This is a genomic window from Colwellia sp. 12G3 (assembly GCF_002836775.1).
In the GTDB taxonomy this organism is placed as follows: domain Bacteria; phylum Pseudomonadota; class Gammaproteobacteria; order Enterobacterales; family Alteromonadaceae; genus Colwellia.
On the sequence record NZ_PJAQ01000068.1, the window covers coordinates 501,717 to 517,042 of the forward strand.

At 38.2% G+C, this 15,326-nt stretch carries 14 protein-coding genes and 1 tRNA gene; 5 read left to right on the forward strand and 10 right to left on the reverse strand.

What is annotated here, in order from left to right; genetic code table 11:
• Positions 1-63: 63 nt before the first annotated feature.
• From CXF71_RS19790 to CXF71_RS19805, 3 genes are all read right to left on the reverse strand, one after another.
• Positions 64-792 carry an Eco47II family restriction endonuclease gene (locus tag CXF71_RS19790; RefSeq protein ID WP_101234641.1) on the reverse strand — a complete coding sequence of 243 codons (729 nt, stop codon included), beginning with the start codon at positions 790-792 and terminating at the stop codon, positions 64-66.
• A 1,201-nt stretch (positions 793-1,993) separates the two neighbouring features.
• Positions 1,994-3,304, reverse strand: a complete 1,311-nt coding sequence (locus tag CXF71_RS19800) for a hypothetical protein (RefSeq protein ID WP_101234642.1) — start codon at positions 3,302-3,304, stop codon at positions 1,994-1,996.
• Positions 3,305-3,405: 101 nt separating this feature from the next.
• Positions 3,406-4,257, reverse strand: a complete 852-nt coding sequence (locus CXF71_RS19805) for a hypothetical protein (protein WP_101234643.1) — start codon at positions 4,255-4,257, stop codon at positions 3,406-3,408.
• Positions 4,258-4,785: 528 nt separating this feature from the next.
• Here CXF71_RS19805 and CXF71_RS19815 point away from each other — a divergent pair.
• Complete coding sequence (locus CXF71_RS19815) at positions 4,786-5,292, forward strand: hypothetical protein (protein ID WP_101234645.1); 507 nt, start codon at positions 4,786-4,788, stop codon at positions 5,290-5,292.
• Positions 5,293-5,518: 226 nt separating this feature from the next.
• On the opposite strand, the gene CXF71_RS19820 is transcribed toward CXF71_RS19815, so the two are convergent.
• From CXF71_RS19820 to rpsU, 6 genes are all read right to left on the reverse strand, one after another.
• Positions 5,519-5,595 (reverse strand) — tRNA-Ile (locus CXF71_RS19820).
• Positions 5,596-5,772: 177 nt separating this feature from the next.
• A complete protein-coding gene (locus CXF71_RS19825) occupies positions 5,773-6,390 on the reverse strand; it encodes an outer membrane beta-barrel protein (protein WP_101234646.1) in 618 nt (205 codons plus the stop codon).
• Positions 6,391-6,489: 99 nt separating this feature from the next.
• Positions 6,490-8,343, reverse strand: coding sequence for an RNA polymerase sigma factor RpoD (gene rpoD, locus CXF71_RS19830; RefSeq protein ID WP_101234647.1), 1,854 nt, complete (start codon positions 8,341-8,343; stop codon positions 6,490-6,492).
• A gap of 253 nt (positions 8,344-8,596) precedes the next feature.
• Positions 8,597-10,354: a DNA primase gene (gene dnaG / locus CXF71_RS19835; protein WP_101234648.1), complete on the reverse strand. Its 1,758-nt coding sequence runs from the start codon at positions 10,352-10,354 to the stop codon at positions 8,597-8,599.
• 203 nt (positions 10,355-10,557) lie between these two features.
• Complete coding sequence (locus CXF71_RS19840; RefSeq protein WP_101234649.1) at positions 10,558-11,007, reverse strand: GatB/YqeY domain-containing protein; 450 nt, start codon at positions 11,005-11,007, stop codon at positions 10,558-10,560.
• A gap of 51 nt (positions 11,008-11,058) precedes the next feature.
• Positions 11,059-11,274: a 30S ribosomal protein S21 gene (gene rpsU / locus CXF71_RS19845; protein WP_076420232.1), complete on the reverse strand. Its 216-nt coding sequence runs from the start codon at positions 11,272-11,274 to the stop codon at positions 11,059-11,061.
• A gap of 289 nt (positions 11,275-11,563) precedes the next feature.
• Here rpsU and tsaD point away from each other — a divergent pair, with 289 nt between their 5' ends.
• Entirely contained in the window at positions 11,564-12,613 is a 1,050-nt protein-coding gene (gene tsaD / locus CXF71_RS19850) for a tRNA (adenosine(37)-N6)-threonylcarbamoyltransferase complex transferase subunit TsaD (RefSeq protein WP_101234650.1), read from the forward strand.
• Between the two features lie 88 nt (positions 12,614-12,701).
• On the opposite strand, the gene plsY is transcribed toward tsaD, so the two are convergent.
• Positions 12,702-13,292, reverse strand: coding sequence for a glycerol-3-phosphate 1-O-acyltransferase PlsY (gene plsY, locus CXF71_RS19855; protein WP_101234651.1), 591 nt, complete (start codon positions 13,290-13,292; stop codon positions 12,702-12,704).
• A 237-nt stretch (positions 13,293-13,529) separates the two neighbouring features.
• On the opposite strand from plsY, the gene folB reads away from it, so the two are divergent.
• Genes folB through CXF71_RS19870 form a run of 3 tightly spaced genes read left to right on the forward strand, consistent with a single transcriptional unit; the run spans position 13,530 to position 15,277 of the window.
• Entirely contained in the window at positions 13,530-13,901 is a 372-nt protein-coding gene (gene folB / locus CXF71_RS19860) for a dihydroneopterin aldolase (protein WP_101234652.1), read from the forward strand.
• Complete coding sequence (gene folK / locus CXF71_RS19865) at positions 13,901-14,398, forward strand: 2-amino-4-hydroxy-6-hydroxymethyldihydropteridine diphosphokinase (protein WP_101234653.1); 498 nt, start codon at positions 13,901-13,903, stop codon at positions 14,396-14,398. The genes folB and folK overlap by 1 nt, the downstream gene beginning before the upstream one ends.
• Positions 14,399-14,455: 57 nt before the next feature.
• Positions 14,456-15,277 carry an undecaprenyl-diphosphate phosphatase gene (locus tag CXF71_RS19870; RefSeq protein WP_101234654.1) on the forward strand — a complete coding sequence of 274 codons (822 nt, stop codon included), beginning with the start codon at positions 14,456-14,458 and terminating at the stop codon, positions 15,275-15,277.
• Positions 15,278-15,326: the final 49 nt, after the last annotated feature.

The window sequence follows — 15,326 nt, forward strand, 5'->3', positions numbered from 1 at the left end:
TAAGTAGTAACCTTGGTCATGGTTACTACTGTACATACATTCATGCTTTCAGTCAAACCTTGATCATGGTTTTTTTTTGTACGCTAAATCAAAATAACTACTGAAGTCGGCAGAGTCCGAAATGCTAAAGCCTTTTACTTTGTATACTGTCTTATAGATATGCTCGATAACTTGTGGCAAAACAGCATGTAATTCTTTTAAAGCATCTGGTCTTCCTGTCACAAGCGTATAAAAGCTTGCTCCATCAATGACTCGAATATCCTCATTTACTGGACACAATTTCCCCGTTTCCTTATCCGACGGTGTAAAAACTTGATTCAATCGGTCAGGCTTCCTAGGGATAATATTTACAAAATAGGAGCAGTAGCCTTTAAACCTACTATGCTTGGGGGTCACTAACCCTTCTAGTGAGTGATATTGTTCAGCTAATTTACCTCCTGTAACTGTACTATATTTATTCTTGACCTCTGCAATAATCTTTTTACCTTCACAAACAAGGTCAACAACCCCTCCGGTTCCAAGATCTTCCCATCCATCTACGTGGCCTAGTAGTTTTTGATGAAATGTTCCTACATGATTCTGTATTGTCTTTTGGCATTGTCGAATCATTTCTGACTCTTTCCATTCTGCATGGCGGTCAAATACCGGTGACTCAAATAATGCACCGAAGGGGTCTATCACATTTTTATTAAACTCTTTCTCTGCTGCCTTCCTTTTAGCAACAGCTTTATCCAAAATATATTTTACTTCTTCAATTAGTATTTCATCACTAACATAATCCAGATACGCCATTTTTATTCCTTATATATTTATCAATATGTTAAGGTTAACCTAATAGGTACTTGGATTAAAAGTGATATATGTTTGAAGACAAGTATTACGAGACATATTATTTTTGTAATGTCATAAGAAACAGATCAGTTGACCTAAAGAACAATCAGTAGCTAACGTCAGCAAAGCCCGTGGAACAGTCTAAATTGAGGTTGATCTCCTATCTAACTTTGTGCCGTGCGACGTGAAGTCGTATGTAACGCTGTTCACCGCGATAAGAGTGAACCATCTGTATAACCCTAGGACTTTGAATAAAGTAGCGAGTCTGACAATGTAACAAAGTCCGCTGGACGGGAAACGAATCGCGAGAGGAAGTTCCTCCTGACAACCATAAGTTGGGTAAGTTCTAGGGAGTCAGTATGATGAATGTAAGTGAACCCATGTAAGATGCGTAATGCGAGAAGCAGCGGAAGTGGTTAATACGCTGTGGCCAAAACGGCAACGAGGGAAGGAAAGAGGTTGGCATATACTCTTTCGTGATCGAGGATCCCTTCGCATTAGAGTGGGCATATAAACTGACATTGCGTTCCATACGGAACACGGTAAGCCTGTATTACTCCCAATACCGAATAGGGAAAGCTGTCTGCGAAGAAAGCCGATAGTGGCGCAGGTAAAGGGGGCTGGAGAAAGCTAATGCTGCATTGTAATGATGTAGATACAGGCTGATGTCTGACACGAAAGTGAGCCCACTTCCAGCTCGTCCCCGTTGCAAGAAAATTTGAAGAACTTTATTTAAGAAGAAACGCAAATGATAACTTCGAATGAAGTTAGTGCCTCTTCTTACGGCACTCAGTGGTAATCCATCAACTGGAAAACCGTCGAGCAGCAAGTATTAAAGCTTCAGATACGCATTGCAAAGCAACCTGAGAAACTTTATAAGGTTGCTGGGTAACATAGTACGCCTTAGTGGAGGCTTGAGCCGTATGCAGTGAAAGTTGCACGTACGGTTCTTAGGAGGGTATCAGACGACAATTAGCTTGCCCGGGAAAGTTAGCTGACGTCTGATAGGAGGGCGACAGAGTGGCCTCTATTACACAAGGGAAGATAACTGTAATATCCCTGCTTGTAGTGGATATCAATAATGCCAGTTAACGTTAATATCTATTAACGTTAACTGGCTTTCAATTTTTATTGTGAATTCAAAAATCATTTAAGAACATAACTATTTATTTCTGAAGTCAGCGTGAGCAGTTGGTTTAAGTAAAAAATCAAAAAGTTTTTTATATGATTCACTTTGCATTTTTTCAAAAACCTCATGGTTAATAGGAATCATACACTTCCGTAGCTTTCTGTCGATATCCACTTTTTTTGCTCCTGTGAAGTTCCTCTTCCAGCTATTAACACCGAAATACTTTGCCTGTTGATAATTATCCGAAAACTCAGGTAATTGAAGTAGCTTGTTACCATCATAAATATTAACGCCTTTTAGTGGTGACCCAAAACTAGGATAATCTTTAAGCCTAAGGCCACTGAGTTTTTTATCTCGGTGAGGCCGAAAAGTCACCTCAAACCGAGTGGTAATTGGCCAAGTAGATAATTGATTCAGGGCTTCCGTATCACTTCGAATGGCAGCATCTTTATTGAGCTTATTAAGTCTGTCGTAAGCGTTTATACGGTGACCTCCATTAGCCCCATCAATTTTAGACTCGATCCTGCCACCTTCTGATATATAGGTTGTACTATATTGAGATTTAGCTAGGCAAAAAAATAAAATATCTACAGGTAAATCGGATATATCAAAAGTGTAATCAACCCGAGTTATCATAGCTTGCTCAATTACATTCTGATAATTATCACCACAGGCTTGCTGCAACCGCTTGAACGTCATAAACATATCGTGAGGATGAGCTTTTTCTGGATTAACAACAACCTTAACATTTCTAATGTTTTTCGATATCGGGTTGGTGAGTATTGTGATTACACTAGTTACATTACTTAATAATGCGTGATATTCACGTGATGAAAAAGTTATTGATTCACCAATAGATACAGTTTTATCTACATTAAATTGATTACGGAATTTCACTCCCCGAGGATTATGTACCTTTTTCCTTTTAATGCGCTTGTAGTTTTTTACATCCTTATCTAGTGAGTTCCTTAATTTTTCCACCTCTTCAACTGCTAGCGGTAAAGTTAACTCTATTTTATCCAAGAACAATCTGATAGATGATAACGGGTGTGAAAGAGCATTCGATAAATCAACATAGCTGTCAGTTACTAATACATCTGAATATTTATTCATGTAATTATCACTCGTCACAATTACCGTAGAATTGGGATGTTTAATTTTTTTTTGTGACGTTACTGTATCGTATGCTTTTTGGTGCATCATAATCGAGCCATAGGCACTCAGATCGACTTCTTGTGACGAGATGGCATGATCAACACTTAGAATATTATATGTGTAATCATTGTGATTGATGACTGTAATGTTATAAGTGTCATTCTTAACGTATTTAATAATATTAAGCATTATTACCTCTCTTTAGTCTGCGGTAGGATGAAATAGGGAGTTTAAAAGTATTTGGTTAGAAGTGTCTCGAGATCGAGACACTTCTGTACAACATTTGATATTCATAACAATGAAGCGGTTATATGCTTTAATGCAGTGCGTAATTTCTTTTTAAGAATAGCTATCTCACCACTAGTCAGACTGGTAACTACTTGTTCATCATTGATTAGAGTATCTAGCATAGTCATAATATATTGAGGTTTTCTTGGATCCATGGCCTTGTAATCTTGCTTTGGTTGTTCGACAATTTTGGATTCAGGAGCTGAATCTGATGATGAAGAATTATGTTCTATCCCTTTCGATTCTAAAGTTTTACATAGTGTCTCCAATACAAGCGGGCCAGTTATGCGCTGACCTTTAGCTAAATCAGTATGTTTATCAATCTCATCCCAAACCTCGTACATCACTTTTTCATCATGCTTAGCACGCACCGAGATTAAAGCATCTAGTACTGCGTTATTATTGGTTCCGACGTATTCGACTGACTTAAAACGTTCCATTTCAATTTTGGCACGATCGCAATGCTTATATCCTTCATTCTTTGAACATGATGTATATTGAAGAAAAAACTGCACCTGAGATAATCCTAAGACAAGATGAGCACCGGATTCGATGAGGGCATACATTATAAGTCGTTGTCTACCCCCACTACGTTTTTCTACCTTTGACAATAAATTTATTAACTTCTTCGGTAATACTTCATCATTATCAATAAGGTTTATTGCTTGTTGGCAATATTTGTTGATACTGTTTTTAGGAAACTGCCCTGTATCTAATACCTGTTCTTCGTAAACTCGAGTAGTAACTTGCCCTTCTTTTTTTATGCTAGTTTTCTTTTTCGCAACACGATTTTTATTTGTTTTTTTCTTCTTCGACTGCTTGACGTTTTTGACTTTGCTTTCTGAGTTTTTCATTTTATTTATCCATATTGATAAAGATATAAACTTGATAGCTATTTATTGTTGGTAAAAAAATAGCTATCACCTTTTTTATCTGGTCAAATTTAAATAACTGAGGTTGTCTAAACTTCAGACCCAAAAGTATTTTTTAAAACAAAAGACTGGATAGCCGTTCGTTTGTAAAAACAGCGCGATCCTATTTTAACCCAAGCGAGGTCTAATCGACTTCGCTGGGAGCGCCACTTAGCTAAAGTCGATAACTCCAACCTCAAGTATTTAGCTGTTTCTTCTGGTGTCCAAAGTTCATGAACGTGTACCTTGCATTGAAGATTACAAGCCTTATTTAATTCCATAATGTTATCCATCCTTATAGGTTCAATTGTTAGTTGTTAGTTAAGGTTTGGATAATACACCGTGGTATTTTAATGGTTGGATGACAAAATTTTGTAGAATCAATGAATGAAAATAGAGAATGACAGCAATTGATGCTTTTGATAGGTTAGGATGCGAAATATGCGGACAAATTAAAAGTACAGGTTTTTTATGGTTAAAGAATTAAATTATAATCAGAAGTATTTTAGGTCGCTCGAACTAATGATAGAAATTGAAGATACTCGTATAAAGGCGCTTACACCTAACGATATACGTAACCTTTGTACCTATGTTGAAACACCAAGGATTAGGAAAAATATCCCACAGGATTTTCTGGATACACTGGAAGAGTGTGCAAACTCTCTCTTCAAAGAGCTAGAAGAAACTGGCTATACGCACGAAGCTGATATTGTAACTAGAGCTATTTATGAGTTATTGCACATTGAATATCCTAAAATAAATAGGAATTTTAGGGAATGTATGAGAAAACGTAATAAAAGAATATGCCCAAGTGGTCGTACTAAATGGGAAGAGAGAAAGGTAACTATTTCTAGAAAAAAGGCTACTGTTACACGAACCAGTAATGTAGAGATGACAAAGAGTAAGAAGGAAGAGTTGGCGTATAATAAAATTAACGAATTATTTTATGGACGCAAAAAAATTGAAAGTGATAAATAAACGAAAGTGATAAATAAACGAAAGTGATAAATAAACGAAAGTGATATTATTACCACAATAATAATGGAAATGTTTTATTATCGAAATACTGACAATGATTATATTTTACAATAAAATGATCGGTTGATTTTAAAACTTAAGAAAGTAAACTTAGTTATGAAATGTAGCACATACGTAGCACCAGATTATTTGGTGAGTAACTACTAACTAGAAAAGACAATGAAAATGGTGGGCCTTCGCAGACTTGAACTGCGGACCTGCCGATTATGAGTCGGATGCTCTAACCAACTGAGCTAAAGGCCCATTTTCACATGTTTGGCCTGATGTATTCTAATGCGTTTATTTGTGCAATCAAATGAGTGAACTAACAAAGCGGGTGCAGTATAAGCATTTTTTATTTTGTTGTCACCTAATGAACTTTAAATAATCGTCTTTTTTTACTGAATGTTCATTTCTTAAACAAACCAGCACAGATAAGCGCTAAAAACGATAAGTTATACCTGCACTCACTTCACTTTGAACCCAGATACTACTAGAGATGTATATCGCGCAAGTTTCAACATCACAAAATATTGCACTATCCGAGTTAAAAAATGTCCCGTATACACGGCTATCTAACCTTAAGCTAATTCGTTCGTTTAGCTCAATTTTTGTCGCTAAGCCAACGTTGACTGAAAAGCGAGTCTCATTACTGAGACCATCATCTTTAGGATCAAGGTGAGTTAAACCAAAACCACCCGTGATATAAAAAGGAACGGGTCCTTCTGAGATTGGCACATTACCGCCTAAGTGGGCATAAGTAATACCCAGACCAGTATTACTTACTGTAAAGTCATCTGACTCGGAGAAGTCGGTATTGTAGTGGCTTACTAAGAATTCACCTTGTCGATTTCGGTCAAAAGACCAAGCAGTCAATAAACCATAACTTGTTTCGTCACTCAGTTCGATTTTATTGTGAATTTTATTCTTGGAAGTATCAAAATCACCACCGAAGCGGTAACCAATCAATGGGGTAACCTCAACATTTAGCGGTTGCTTTGCGAAAGTAGTTACAGAGGTGATAGCAATAAAACAAACAAGTGCTGAAAGAATACGCATGAAGGTTCCTTATTTTAGAAAGTAAAAAAGAGTAAGTTAGTATCACTAACTTACTCTTTTTCATGTGTATTTAAAACTATAATTTAAATACTTTTTGTTTTACTCACCGTCTAAGAAGCTTTTAAGCTGCTCTGAACGAGATGGGTGACGCAATTTACGTAACGCTTTCGCTTCAATTTGACGGATACGTTCACGTGTTACATCAAACTGCTTACCTACCTCTTCAAGAGTATGGTCGGTATTCATGTCAATACCAAAGCGCATTCTAAGTACTTTAGCTTCACGAGCCGTTAAACCAGCAAGTACTTCATGAGTAGCACCTTTAAGGTTCTCTGAAGTTGCAGAATCAACAGGAAGTTCACCACTACCATCTTCAATAAAGTCACCTAAATGTGAATCTTCATCATCACCGATTGGTGTTTCCATTGAAATTGGCTCTTTAGCTATTTTCAATACTTTACGAATTTTATCTTCAGGCATTACCATGCGTTCAGCTAATTCTTCTGGCGTAGGTTCGCGGCCCATTTCTTGTAACATTTGACGAGAAACACGGTTTAACTTGTTAATCGTTTCAATCATGTGCACAGGAATACGAATGGTACGCGCTTGGTCAGCAATAGAACGGGTGATTGCTTGACGAATCCACCACGTTGCATAAGTTGAGAACTTATAACCACGACGGTATTCAAATTTATCAACGGCTTTCATTAAACCGATGTTACCTTCCTGAATCAAATCAAGGAACTGTAAACCACGGTTGGTATATTTTTTCGCAATTGAGATTACTAAACGTAAGTTTGCCTCAACCATTTCTTTCTTTGCACGACGCGCTTTCGCTTCACCAATAGACATACGACGGTTAATGTCTTTAATGCCATGAATATTTAAATGCGTTTCTTCTTCAATTTGGTTTAGTTTGTAGATGCAACGTCCAACATCATGCTCAACATCGCCAAGCTTAGCTGAGTAAGGATTACCTGCCGCTTTTTCTGCTTCAAACCATTCTTTTGAGGTTTCATTACCTGGGAATATTTTGATAAAGGTAGTTTTTGGCATACCAGCACCGACAACACAGTGCTTCATGATCAAACGTTCTTGAACACGTAATCTGTCCATCATGCTACGCATGTTTTTGACTAATTTATCAAATAATTTAGGGATCAAACGAAATTCTTTAAATACTTCAGCAACCGCATCAATAGCTTCTTGAGCATCTTTATGGCCACGGCCTTTCTTTTCTACGATTTTATTAGCATTTTCATGCGCTTTGCGTAACAGGGTAAATTTTTCACGCGCTAGCTCTGGGTCTGGACCAGTATCTTCTTCTTCTTCATCTTCATCTTCATCGTCGCCCTCTTTCTTTTCACTATCTTCATTAGCGAGGTCTTCTTTAGAAAGTTCGCTACCAACATGTGTCGCTGCAGCGGCAACATCATCATCTTCGGCATCAGGGTCTAAGAAGCCAATAATGATATCCGTTAAGCGAACTTCTTCGGCTTCAAAGTTGTCCCACATATCTAATAGATAGTTTATCGCTGGCGGATATTCAGAAACACTACGCTGAACTTCTTTAATACCTTCTTCTATACGCTTAGCAATGACGATTTCGCCTTTACGCGTTAGAAGTTCAACAGTACCCATTTCACGCATATACATACGAACAGGATCTGTTGTGCGACCAATTTCACTCTCTACCGTAGCAAGCGCTTGCGCTGCTGCTTCGGCTGCATCTTCATCTGTATTTGCTTCTGCCATCATCAAGGTATCTTGATCAGGCGCATTTTCAAATACTTGAATGCCCATATCGTTAATCATACTAACGATATCTTCAACTTGATCAGAGTCGATAATGTCTTGTGGAAGATGATCATTAACCTGCGCAAACGTTAGATAACCTTGTTCTTTACCTTTGGTTATCAGGTCTTTAAGTCTAGATTGAGGGGCTGATTCCATTGACGAGTGTCCACCTGTATAAATATGGGATGTAAAATATGCGCTTAAACATTAGTAAAAGCTAATAAATGACGCAATAAAGCCGGAAATTATAGCGAATTTTAAAGACAGTTACCAGCTAATATCCTGTCTTAATCGCTTGTTAAGATATCAAGCTATATAATTGCTCTAATCTTATTTATATCAGTTCACCTGAATATGTATCTTCAAGTTAAACGGATATATGCTTACTAAGTATAGCTAAAACTTGGAGTTAAGCATTTAGTATTGCTTGTAACTCTTGCTTTTCCTCAGCGGTCATTTGTCCAGCACGTGCTTTTTGTAATAATACTTCCGCACGTTGCTCAACAAAATTATTCAAAAGCTTCTCAATACTATCTAGAAAAACATCGGTTGCTGCATCAGCTTCCACATGGTGCTGCCAACACATCAACTTTGCTAATTGTAATCCTTGCTCTGTACCACGAAAATATTCAAGTAATTGCGGAGATTTAATATCAGGATTTTGCTGACAAACACCAAGTACCCGCATTAATAGCGGTATTCCTGGAGCCGTTAGGGGCTGCAACACACTAATATCACCTAAGCTATTTGCTATATGGGGATGTTCTAACAATAAAGCAAGTGCTAACCTCACCGGAGTCACTTTCGTTCTATTTTTAACGGGTGTTTTTACCACCTCGCCTTGTAAGCTTTTAGTGAATTTTGTCAGAAACTGTTCACTACCGGTACCAAAATTATTAGCAATTTCATTAATCATGGCATCTTTTAAAATACTATCTGGAAGTTTAGATAAATAAGGCTGAAATGACTCAACTAAAGCGGCTCTTCCTTCTAGAGAGCTCATATCAACCTTCTGCATGAGTTGCTCAAAAAGAAATTTTGATAACGGCATAGCATTATCAATAATATCTTCAAATGCTTGCTGACCTTGAGTTCCAATTAAAGAATCAGGGTCTTCACCATCAGGTAGAAAGACAAATTTTAATGAGAAACCGTCACGAATAAGCGGTAAGGCATTATCCATTGCACGCCATGCAGCTTCGCGCCCTGCTCTATCACCATCGTAACAACAGATAACATCGGGCACAGTGCGAAATAAGGTTTGTAATTGCTCAAAGGTAGTAGCGGTGCCTAACGAGGCAACAGCATAATCGACACCGTGTTGTGCAAGCGCCACGACATCCATATACCCTTCAACAACAATTAAACGCTTAAGTTGTTTATTGGCTTGTTTAGCTTCATGTAAGCCATAAAGCTCTTGTCCCTTATGATAAAGGTTAGTTTCTGGCGAGTTCAAATACTTGGGCTTTTCATCACCTAAAACACGCCCACCAAAACCAATAACTCGCCCACGTTTATCACTAATAGGAAACATGATTCGACCACGAAAGCGATCATAAGGTCGATTTTTATCGCCTGAAATAGCCATACCTAAATCAATCAATTGCTGATTGGCTTGACCATTACGTGAGAATACACTCATCATACCGTCCCAAGCATCACTTATGTAGCCAATACCAAAGCGCTTAACAACCTCACCACTGAGCCCTCGGTCTTTTAAATAATTTATAGCCGTGTCTTTGTCATCAGCAACCTTTAATTGCTGCTGAAAAAAACGACTAATTTGCGACATTAACTCATAGTCATCTTGCTTTTTTTGGTAAACTTGTTGTTGTCGGCGTTGCTCTTCCGGACTGGCAGTATTTTCTTCACGAATAACTTCCATTCCGCAATGGGAAGCAAGCTCTTCGACCGCATCAACAAAATCGAGACGATCAAACTCCATTAAAAAAGAAATAGCATTACCGTGTTCACCACAGCCAAAGCAGTGATAAAACTGTTTATCTTGACTAACAGTAAACGACGGGGATTTTTCATTATGAAATGGGCAACAGGCTTGGTAGTTTTTACCCGCCTTTTTTAACGGTACTCGGCTATCAACGAGATCAACAATATCTGCTCTGCTGAGTAAGTCATCAATAAATTGTCTAGAAATGCGTCCAGCCATAATGTTTTAGCGTCATCGTTAAAGGGAAAAAATATACCAATCGGATTACCTGCGTATTCTACACAATACGAGTAAGAATGTAGCTGAAATTATTAAATTTCAGCTACATAAATCTTAAAAAAAAGTGACAAAAAAACCGTAATAGCCAAGGCCATTACGGTTTTATTTAATGTACTAAATATAGTGTTAGTTATAAAACTATACTATAAACCTTGCAGGGCTGCTCTTACTTGACCGCTTACTGCGCCCATGTCGGCCTTGCCTTGCATTAAAGGTTTTAACACGGCCATCACTTTACCCATATCAGCCATAGAGGCTGCTCCAGATTCAACAATTGCCTTGCTTATTAATTCATTAATTTCTTCTGCGCTAAGCGGCTGTGGCATAAAAAATGAGAGTGCAGATACTTCTGCAGCTTCTTTTTCTGCCAATTCATCACGACCACCGTCAGTAAACATCTTAATAGATTCTTTACGTTGCTTAACCATTTTGGTTAAAATCACAATGATGTTTTCATCAGTTGCTTCGGTTTTATGATCAATTTCTGCTAGCTTAATTGCAGAAATCGCCATACGAATTACACCAAGACGTAATTTGTCTTTGGCTCGCATAGCAGTTTTCATTTCATCTTTGAGTTGACTTAGAAGTGACATTTCTCTCTCCATAATAGGCAATCTCTTAGAATAGTTATACTAAGATAATTCTTAGTACATGCGAACGCGACGAGCGTTCTCACGAGAAACTTTTTTCGCAGCACGTTTAACGGCAGCGGCTTTCTTACGTTTACGTTCCCAAGTCGGCTTTTCATAACATTCGCGACGACGAACTTCTGAAAGGATTCCTGCTTTTTCACATGAACGTTTAAAACGACGTAATGCAACGTCAAATGGTTCGTTTTCTCTTACTTTAATTACTGGCATGTACTTTATTACCTTAGGGTAGCTATATAAATTGGTGACTGATTTCGACTGAACAATACAAATATTTGTAATGCTTGTCTCATCCACACCCACTCTATTAAAAATTGGTGCCGTATTCTACTGCCAAGACATCACTAATGTAAAGGTTAATTTAATAACAATTATTCAAATCAGCTGGTGTCTGCCTTATAAACACAGTAAAATTGCCTCGCCAATATTTACAATGATAAAACTCAGTAATTAACGGCTAACATTCCTACTTTTTGAGCTTTTTTGAGATTATATATTTATGCGTATTTTGGGTATTGAAACTTCTTGTGATGAAACTGGCATCGCCATTTATGATGACGGCCAAGGAGAGAGTCCTGAAGGCATACTTGCGCATCGTTTATATAGTCAAATAGCTGTTCATGCCGACTACGGTGGCGTGGTACCTGAACTCGCATCAAGAGACCATGTTCGTAAAACTATTCCTTTAATTAAGCAAGTATTAGCTGATGCCAACCTGACGCCCCAAGATTTAGATGGTGTTGCTTACACTGCAGGTCCCGGTTTAGTTGGCGCACTATTAGTGGGTTGTTCAATTGGTCGAAGCTTGGCTTATGGTTGGGACTTACCCGCAGTTCCCGTACACCACATGGAAGGCCATTTGTTAGCGCCAATGCTTGAAGATGATGTACCTGAATTTCCTTTTGTTGCTTTACTAGTTTCTGGCGGACATACCATGCTAGTGCGTGTTGACGCTATTGGTGAATACAAACTATTAGGTGAATCTGTTGATGATGCTGCCGGTGAAGCATTTGATAAAACAGCTAAGCTGTTAGGATTAGACTACCCTGGCGGTCCGGCATTGTCTAAGATGGCAGAAAGCGGTCAAGCAGGTCGTTTTAAATTACCGCGCCCTATGACAGACAGACCTGGTTTAGATTTTAGTTTTAGTGGTTTGAAAACAGCTGCAGGAACCTTAGTTCGTAAAGAATGCACTGATTTAACTGATATAGAACTGACACAAACTCATGCTGATATCGCTCATGCTTTTCAACAAGCCGTGGTCGATACCTTAGCGATAAAGTGCAAACGCGCCTTGCTACAAGAAAAATTAAGTAGGCTAGTTATTGCTGGTGGTGTAAGCGCCAATACCGCTTTACGAGCGCAACTTGCAGTAACCACAAAGAAACTTGGCGGCAGCGTTTTTTACCCTCGTCCTGAATTTTGTACTGATAATGGCGCCATGATTGCTTATGCTGGCATGCAACGTTTAAAAGCGGGGACAAATGCTGACTTAACCTTTAAAGCCAACCCAAGATGGGCTTTAGATTCACTGCCATCAGTAAAATAACAACTGGCATGAAATGTAATCAATCACAGGTAAAGTTTATTTATTTATTTATTTATAGGTGATTGATTAATACCTAACACCTAGATAGTTAAATTTTATGAGTGATTTTACTTTCAGTGCCGTTTAGTAAACGTTTAATGTTGTCTCGGTGGCGAAAAATTATCAGTGCGCTGAGCATCAAGGTTGGATAAACATATAGCGGTTTTAAGAAGTACACGTAAAGTGGTGCAATAGATACCGTAACAATGGCTGCTAGACTAGAATACTTACTAAACTTCACCACTAATACCCACGTTAGAATTAACAATCCCCCCAGAGTAAAGCCAATAGGTAGCAAGGTGCCGAGCGCTGTGGCTACGGCCTTCCCCCCCTTAAAATTGAAAAAGATTGGATACATGTGACCTAAACAAGCAGAAACGCCAATTAATCCTAGATACAGCGCATCAATTTTTAAAAAGTAAGCGCCCCATACAGGGATAGTGCCTTTAACAATGTCGAGGAATAATACGGTTGCAGCGGTAAGCTTATTACTCATACGCAATACGTTGGTCGCACCAGGATTTTTCGAGCCTGTTGTTCTTGGATCAGGTAACACTAAAAATTTACAGACTAATATAGCACTCGAAATAGAGCCTATTAAATAAGCGGCAATGATCATAGTGAAAATGAGTAGTAACATCTAAGTATCAAAATCCATTGTGAGTCTAAAAAAGGGAATTCTTATTCTATCTTCATCTCTGCTAGTTTTTCTAACACTTCGCAGGTAAAATCGCCCCTTATTTTGTAACAATTGCATAAATACTGCAAATAGTTACTGTAATATACCCGTTATCATTCAAGATGCAGGTTACAGAGCACTTTGATTGTTAACGGGTATGGTTCTTCTAACAATCTCTCACAGCATAATAGGTAAGTCATGGACAAGGTCTTCATTAAGGGTTTAAGTATTCAAACCACTATTGGTTTTTTTCAGTGGGAAAAAGAGATAAAGCAAACCTTGGTCATAGATTTAGCTATGGGTTGGAATACTGCCAATGCTGCACTAAATGATGACTTGGCAAAAACATTAGATTATGCCGACATATCAGTAACTATAGAGCGTTTTGCTAACGACAACCCCGTTGACTTAATTGAAACACTTGCTGAACGCTTAGCGAGTTATTTAATGACTCAATACCATATTCCGTGGTTAAAGCTCAGTATTGGCAAGCCAGGTGCTGTACATAATGCACAAACCGTTGGTGTAGAAATTGAACGTGGAAAGAAGACCACTGAGATCTCTACTTAATGGCTCAAATATATATATCATTAGGTAGTAATATTGATCGAGAACATTATGTTAAACAGGGTTTACTCTCATTAGCGAAAGCATTTGATCTGCCTTTTGAACAATTAACATTATCTTCCTTGTTTGAAAGTGAGGCCGTTGGCTTTAATGGTGCTGCTTTTTATAATATGGTCATTGGCATCACCTGTGCTCACAGTGTTGAACAAGTAGCGAGCATATTACGTGCTATAGAGTTTTCTCACGGTCGTGACCATAGCGCTAAGAAGTTCAGCCCGCGTAGCTTAGATCTTGATTTGTTATTATATGATGATTTGATTATTGACTCCCCTGCGCAACTTCCCCGTGATGAAATAACGAAGAATGCTTTTGTATTGTGGCCTCTAAGTCAGATTGCACCGGGGCTTAACCACCCAATTTCAAAACAAAACTATCAAGATTTATGGGATAGTTATAATAAAACGAGTCAGCAACTCAGTATTGTTGCTGACTGCTGGTAAATCAGCCAAATTAGATATATTACCCCTACCAAAAAGTTAAAGGACGACTAACGAAACATGAGTACTTTAGAAATATTTATCCTTGCCTTATTACAAGGCTTGACCGAATTTTTGCCTATTTCAAGTTCCGCGCATTTAATATTGCCTTCACAGATTTTAGGTTGGAAAGATCAAGGCTTAGGTTTTGATGTTGCTGTGCATGTTGGTACATTATTGGCTGTAATGATCTATTTTCGTAAAGAAGTTGGTGTTATGGCTGTTGCCTGGTTAGGTACTGTCGGCGTCGGCCCAGAAAAAGGTCGTAGTAGTTTTGATGGCAAACTAGCCTGGTGGATTCTACTCGCCACTATCCCCGCCGGCTTATTTGGTTTATTAGGTAAAGACTTTATTGAAGAAAATTTACGCTCTGCTTTAGTGATTGCCTTAACGACTTTACTTTTTGGTTTCCTGTTAGGTTTTGCTGATATCAAAGCCGGCAATCGCACTGTACATAAACCTATGGATAAGTTGGGCCTTAAAGGCGCAATGTTAATTGGTTTAGCACAAGCTATTGCTTTAATTCCCGGAACTTCACGTTCAGGCATTACCATGACAATAGGTTTGATGTTAGGTTTAAGCCGTGACAATGCTGCTCGATTTTCATTTTTACTGTCTATTCCAGCTATTGCTATGGCAGGTAGTTATTTAACCTTAAAGCTAATTTTATCAACTGAGAGTGTCGATTGGTTTGCCATGGGCCTAGGCAGTTTTATAGCTTTTGTTAGTGCCTATGCATGTATTCATTACTTCCTTATTTTATTAGAAAAATTAGGGATGATGCCATTTGTTATCTATCGATTAATCTTAGGTGTTGGCTTACTTTGGTTTATTTTAGGTTAACTCCTACCTATAGCTAAGCATAGAAATCAGCACCAATTACCTGTTGAAA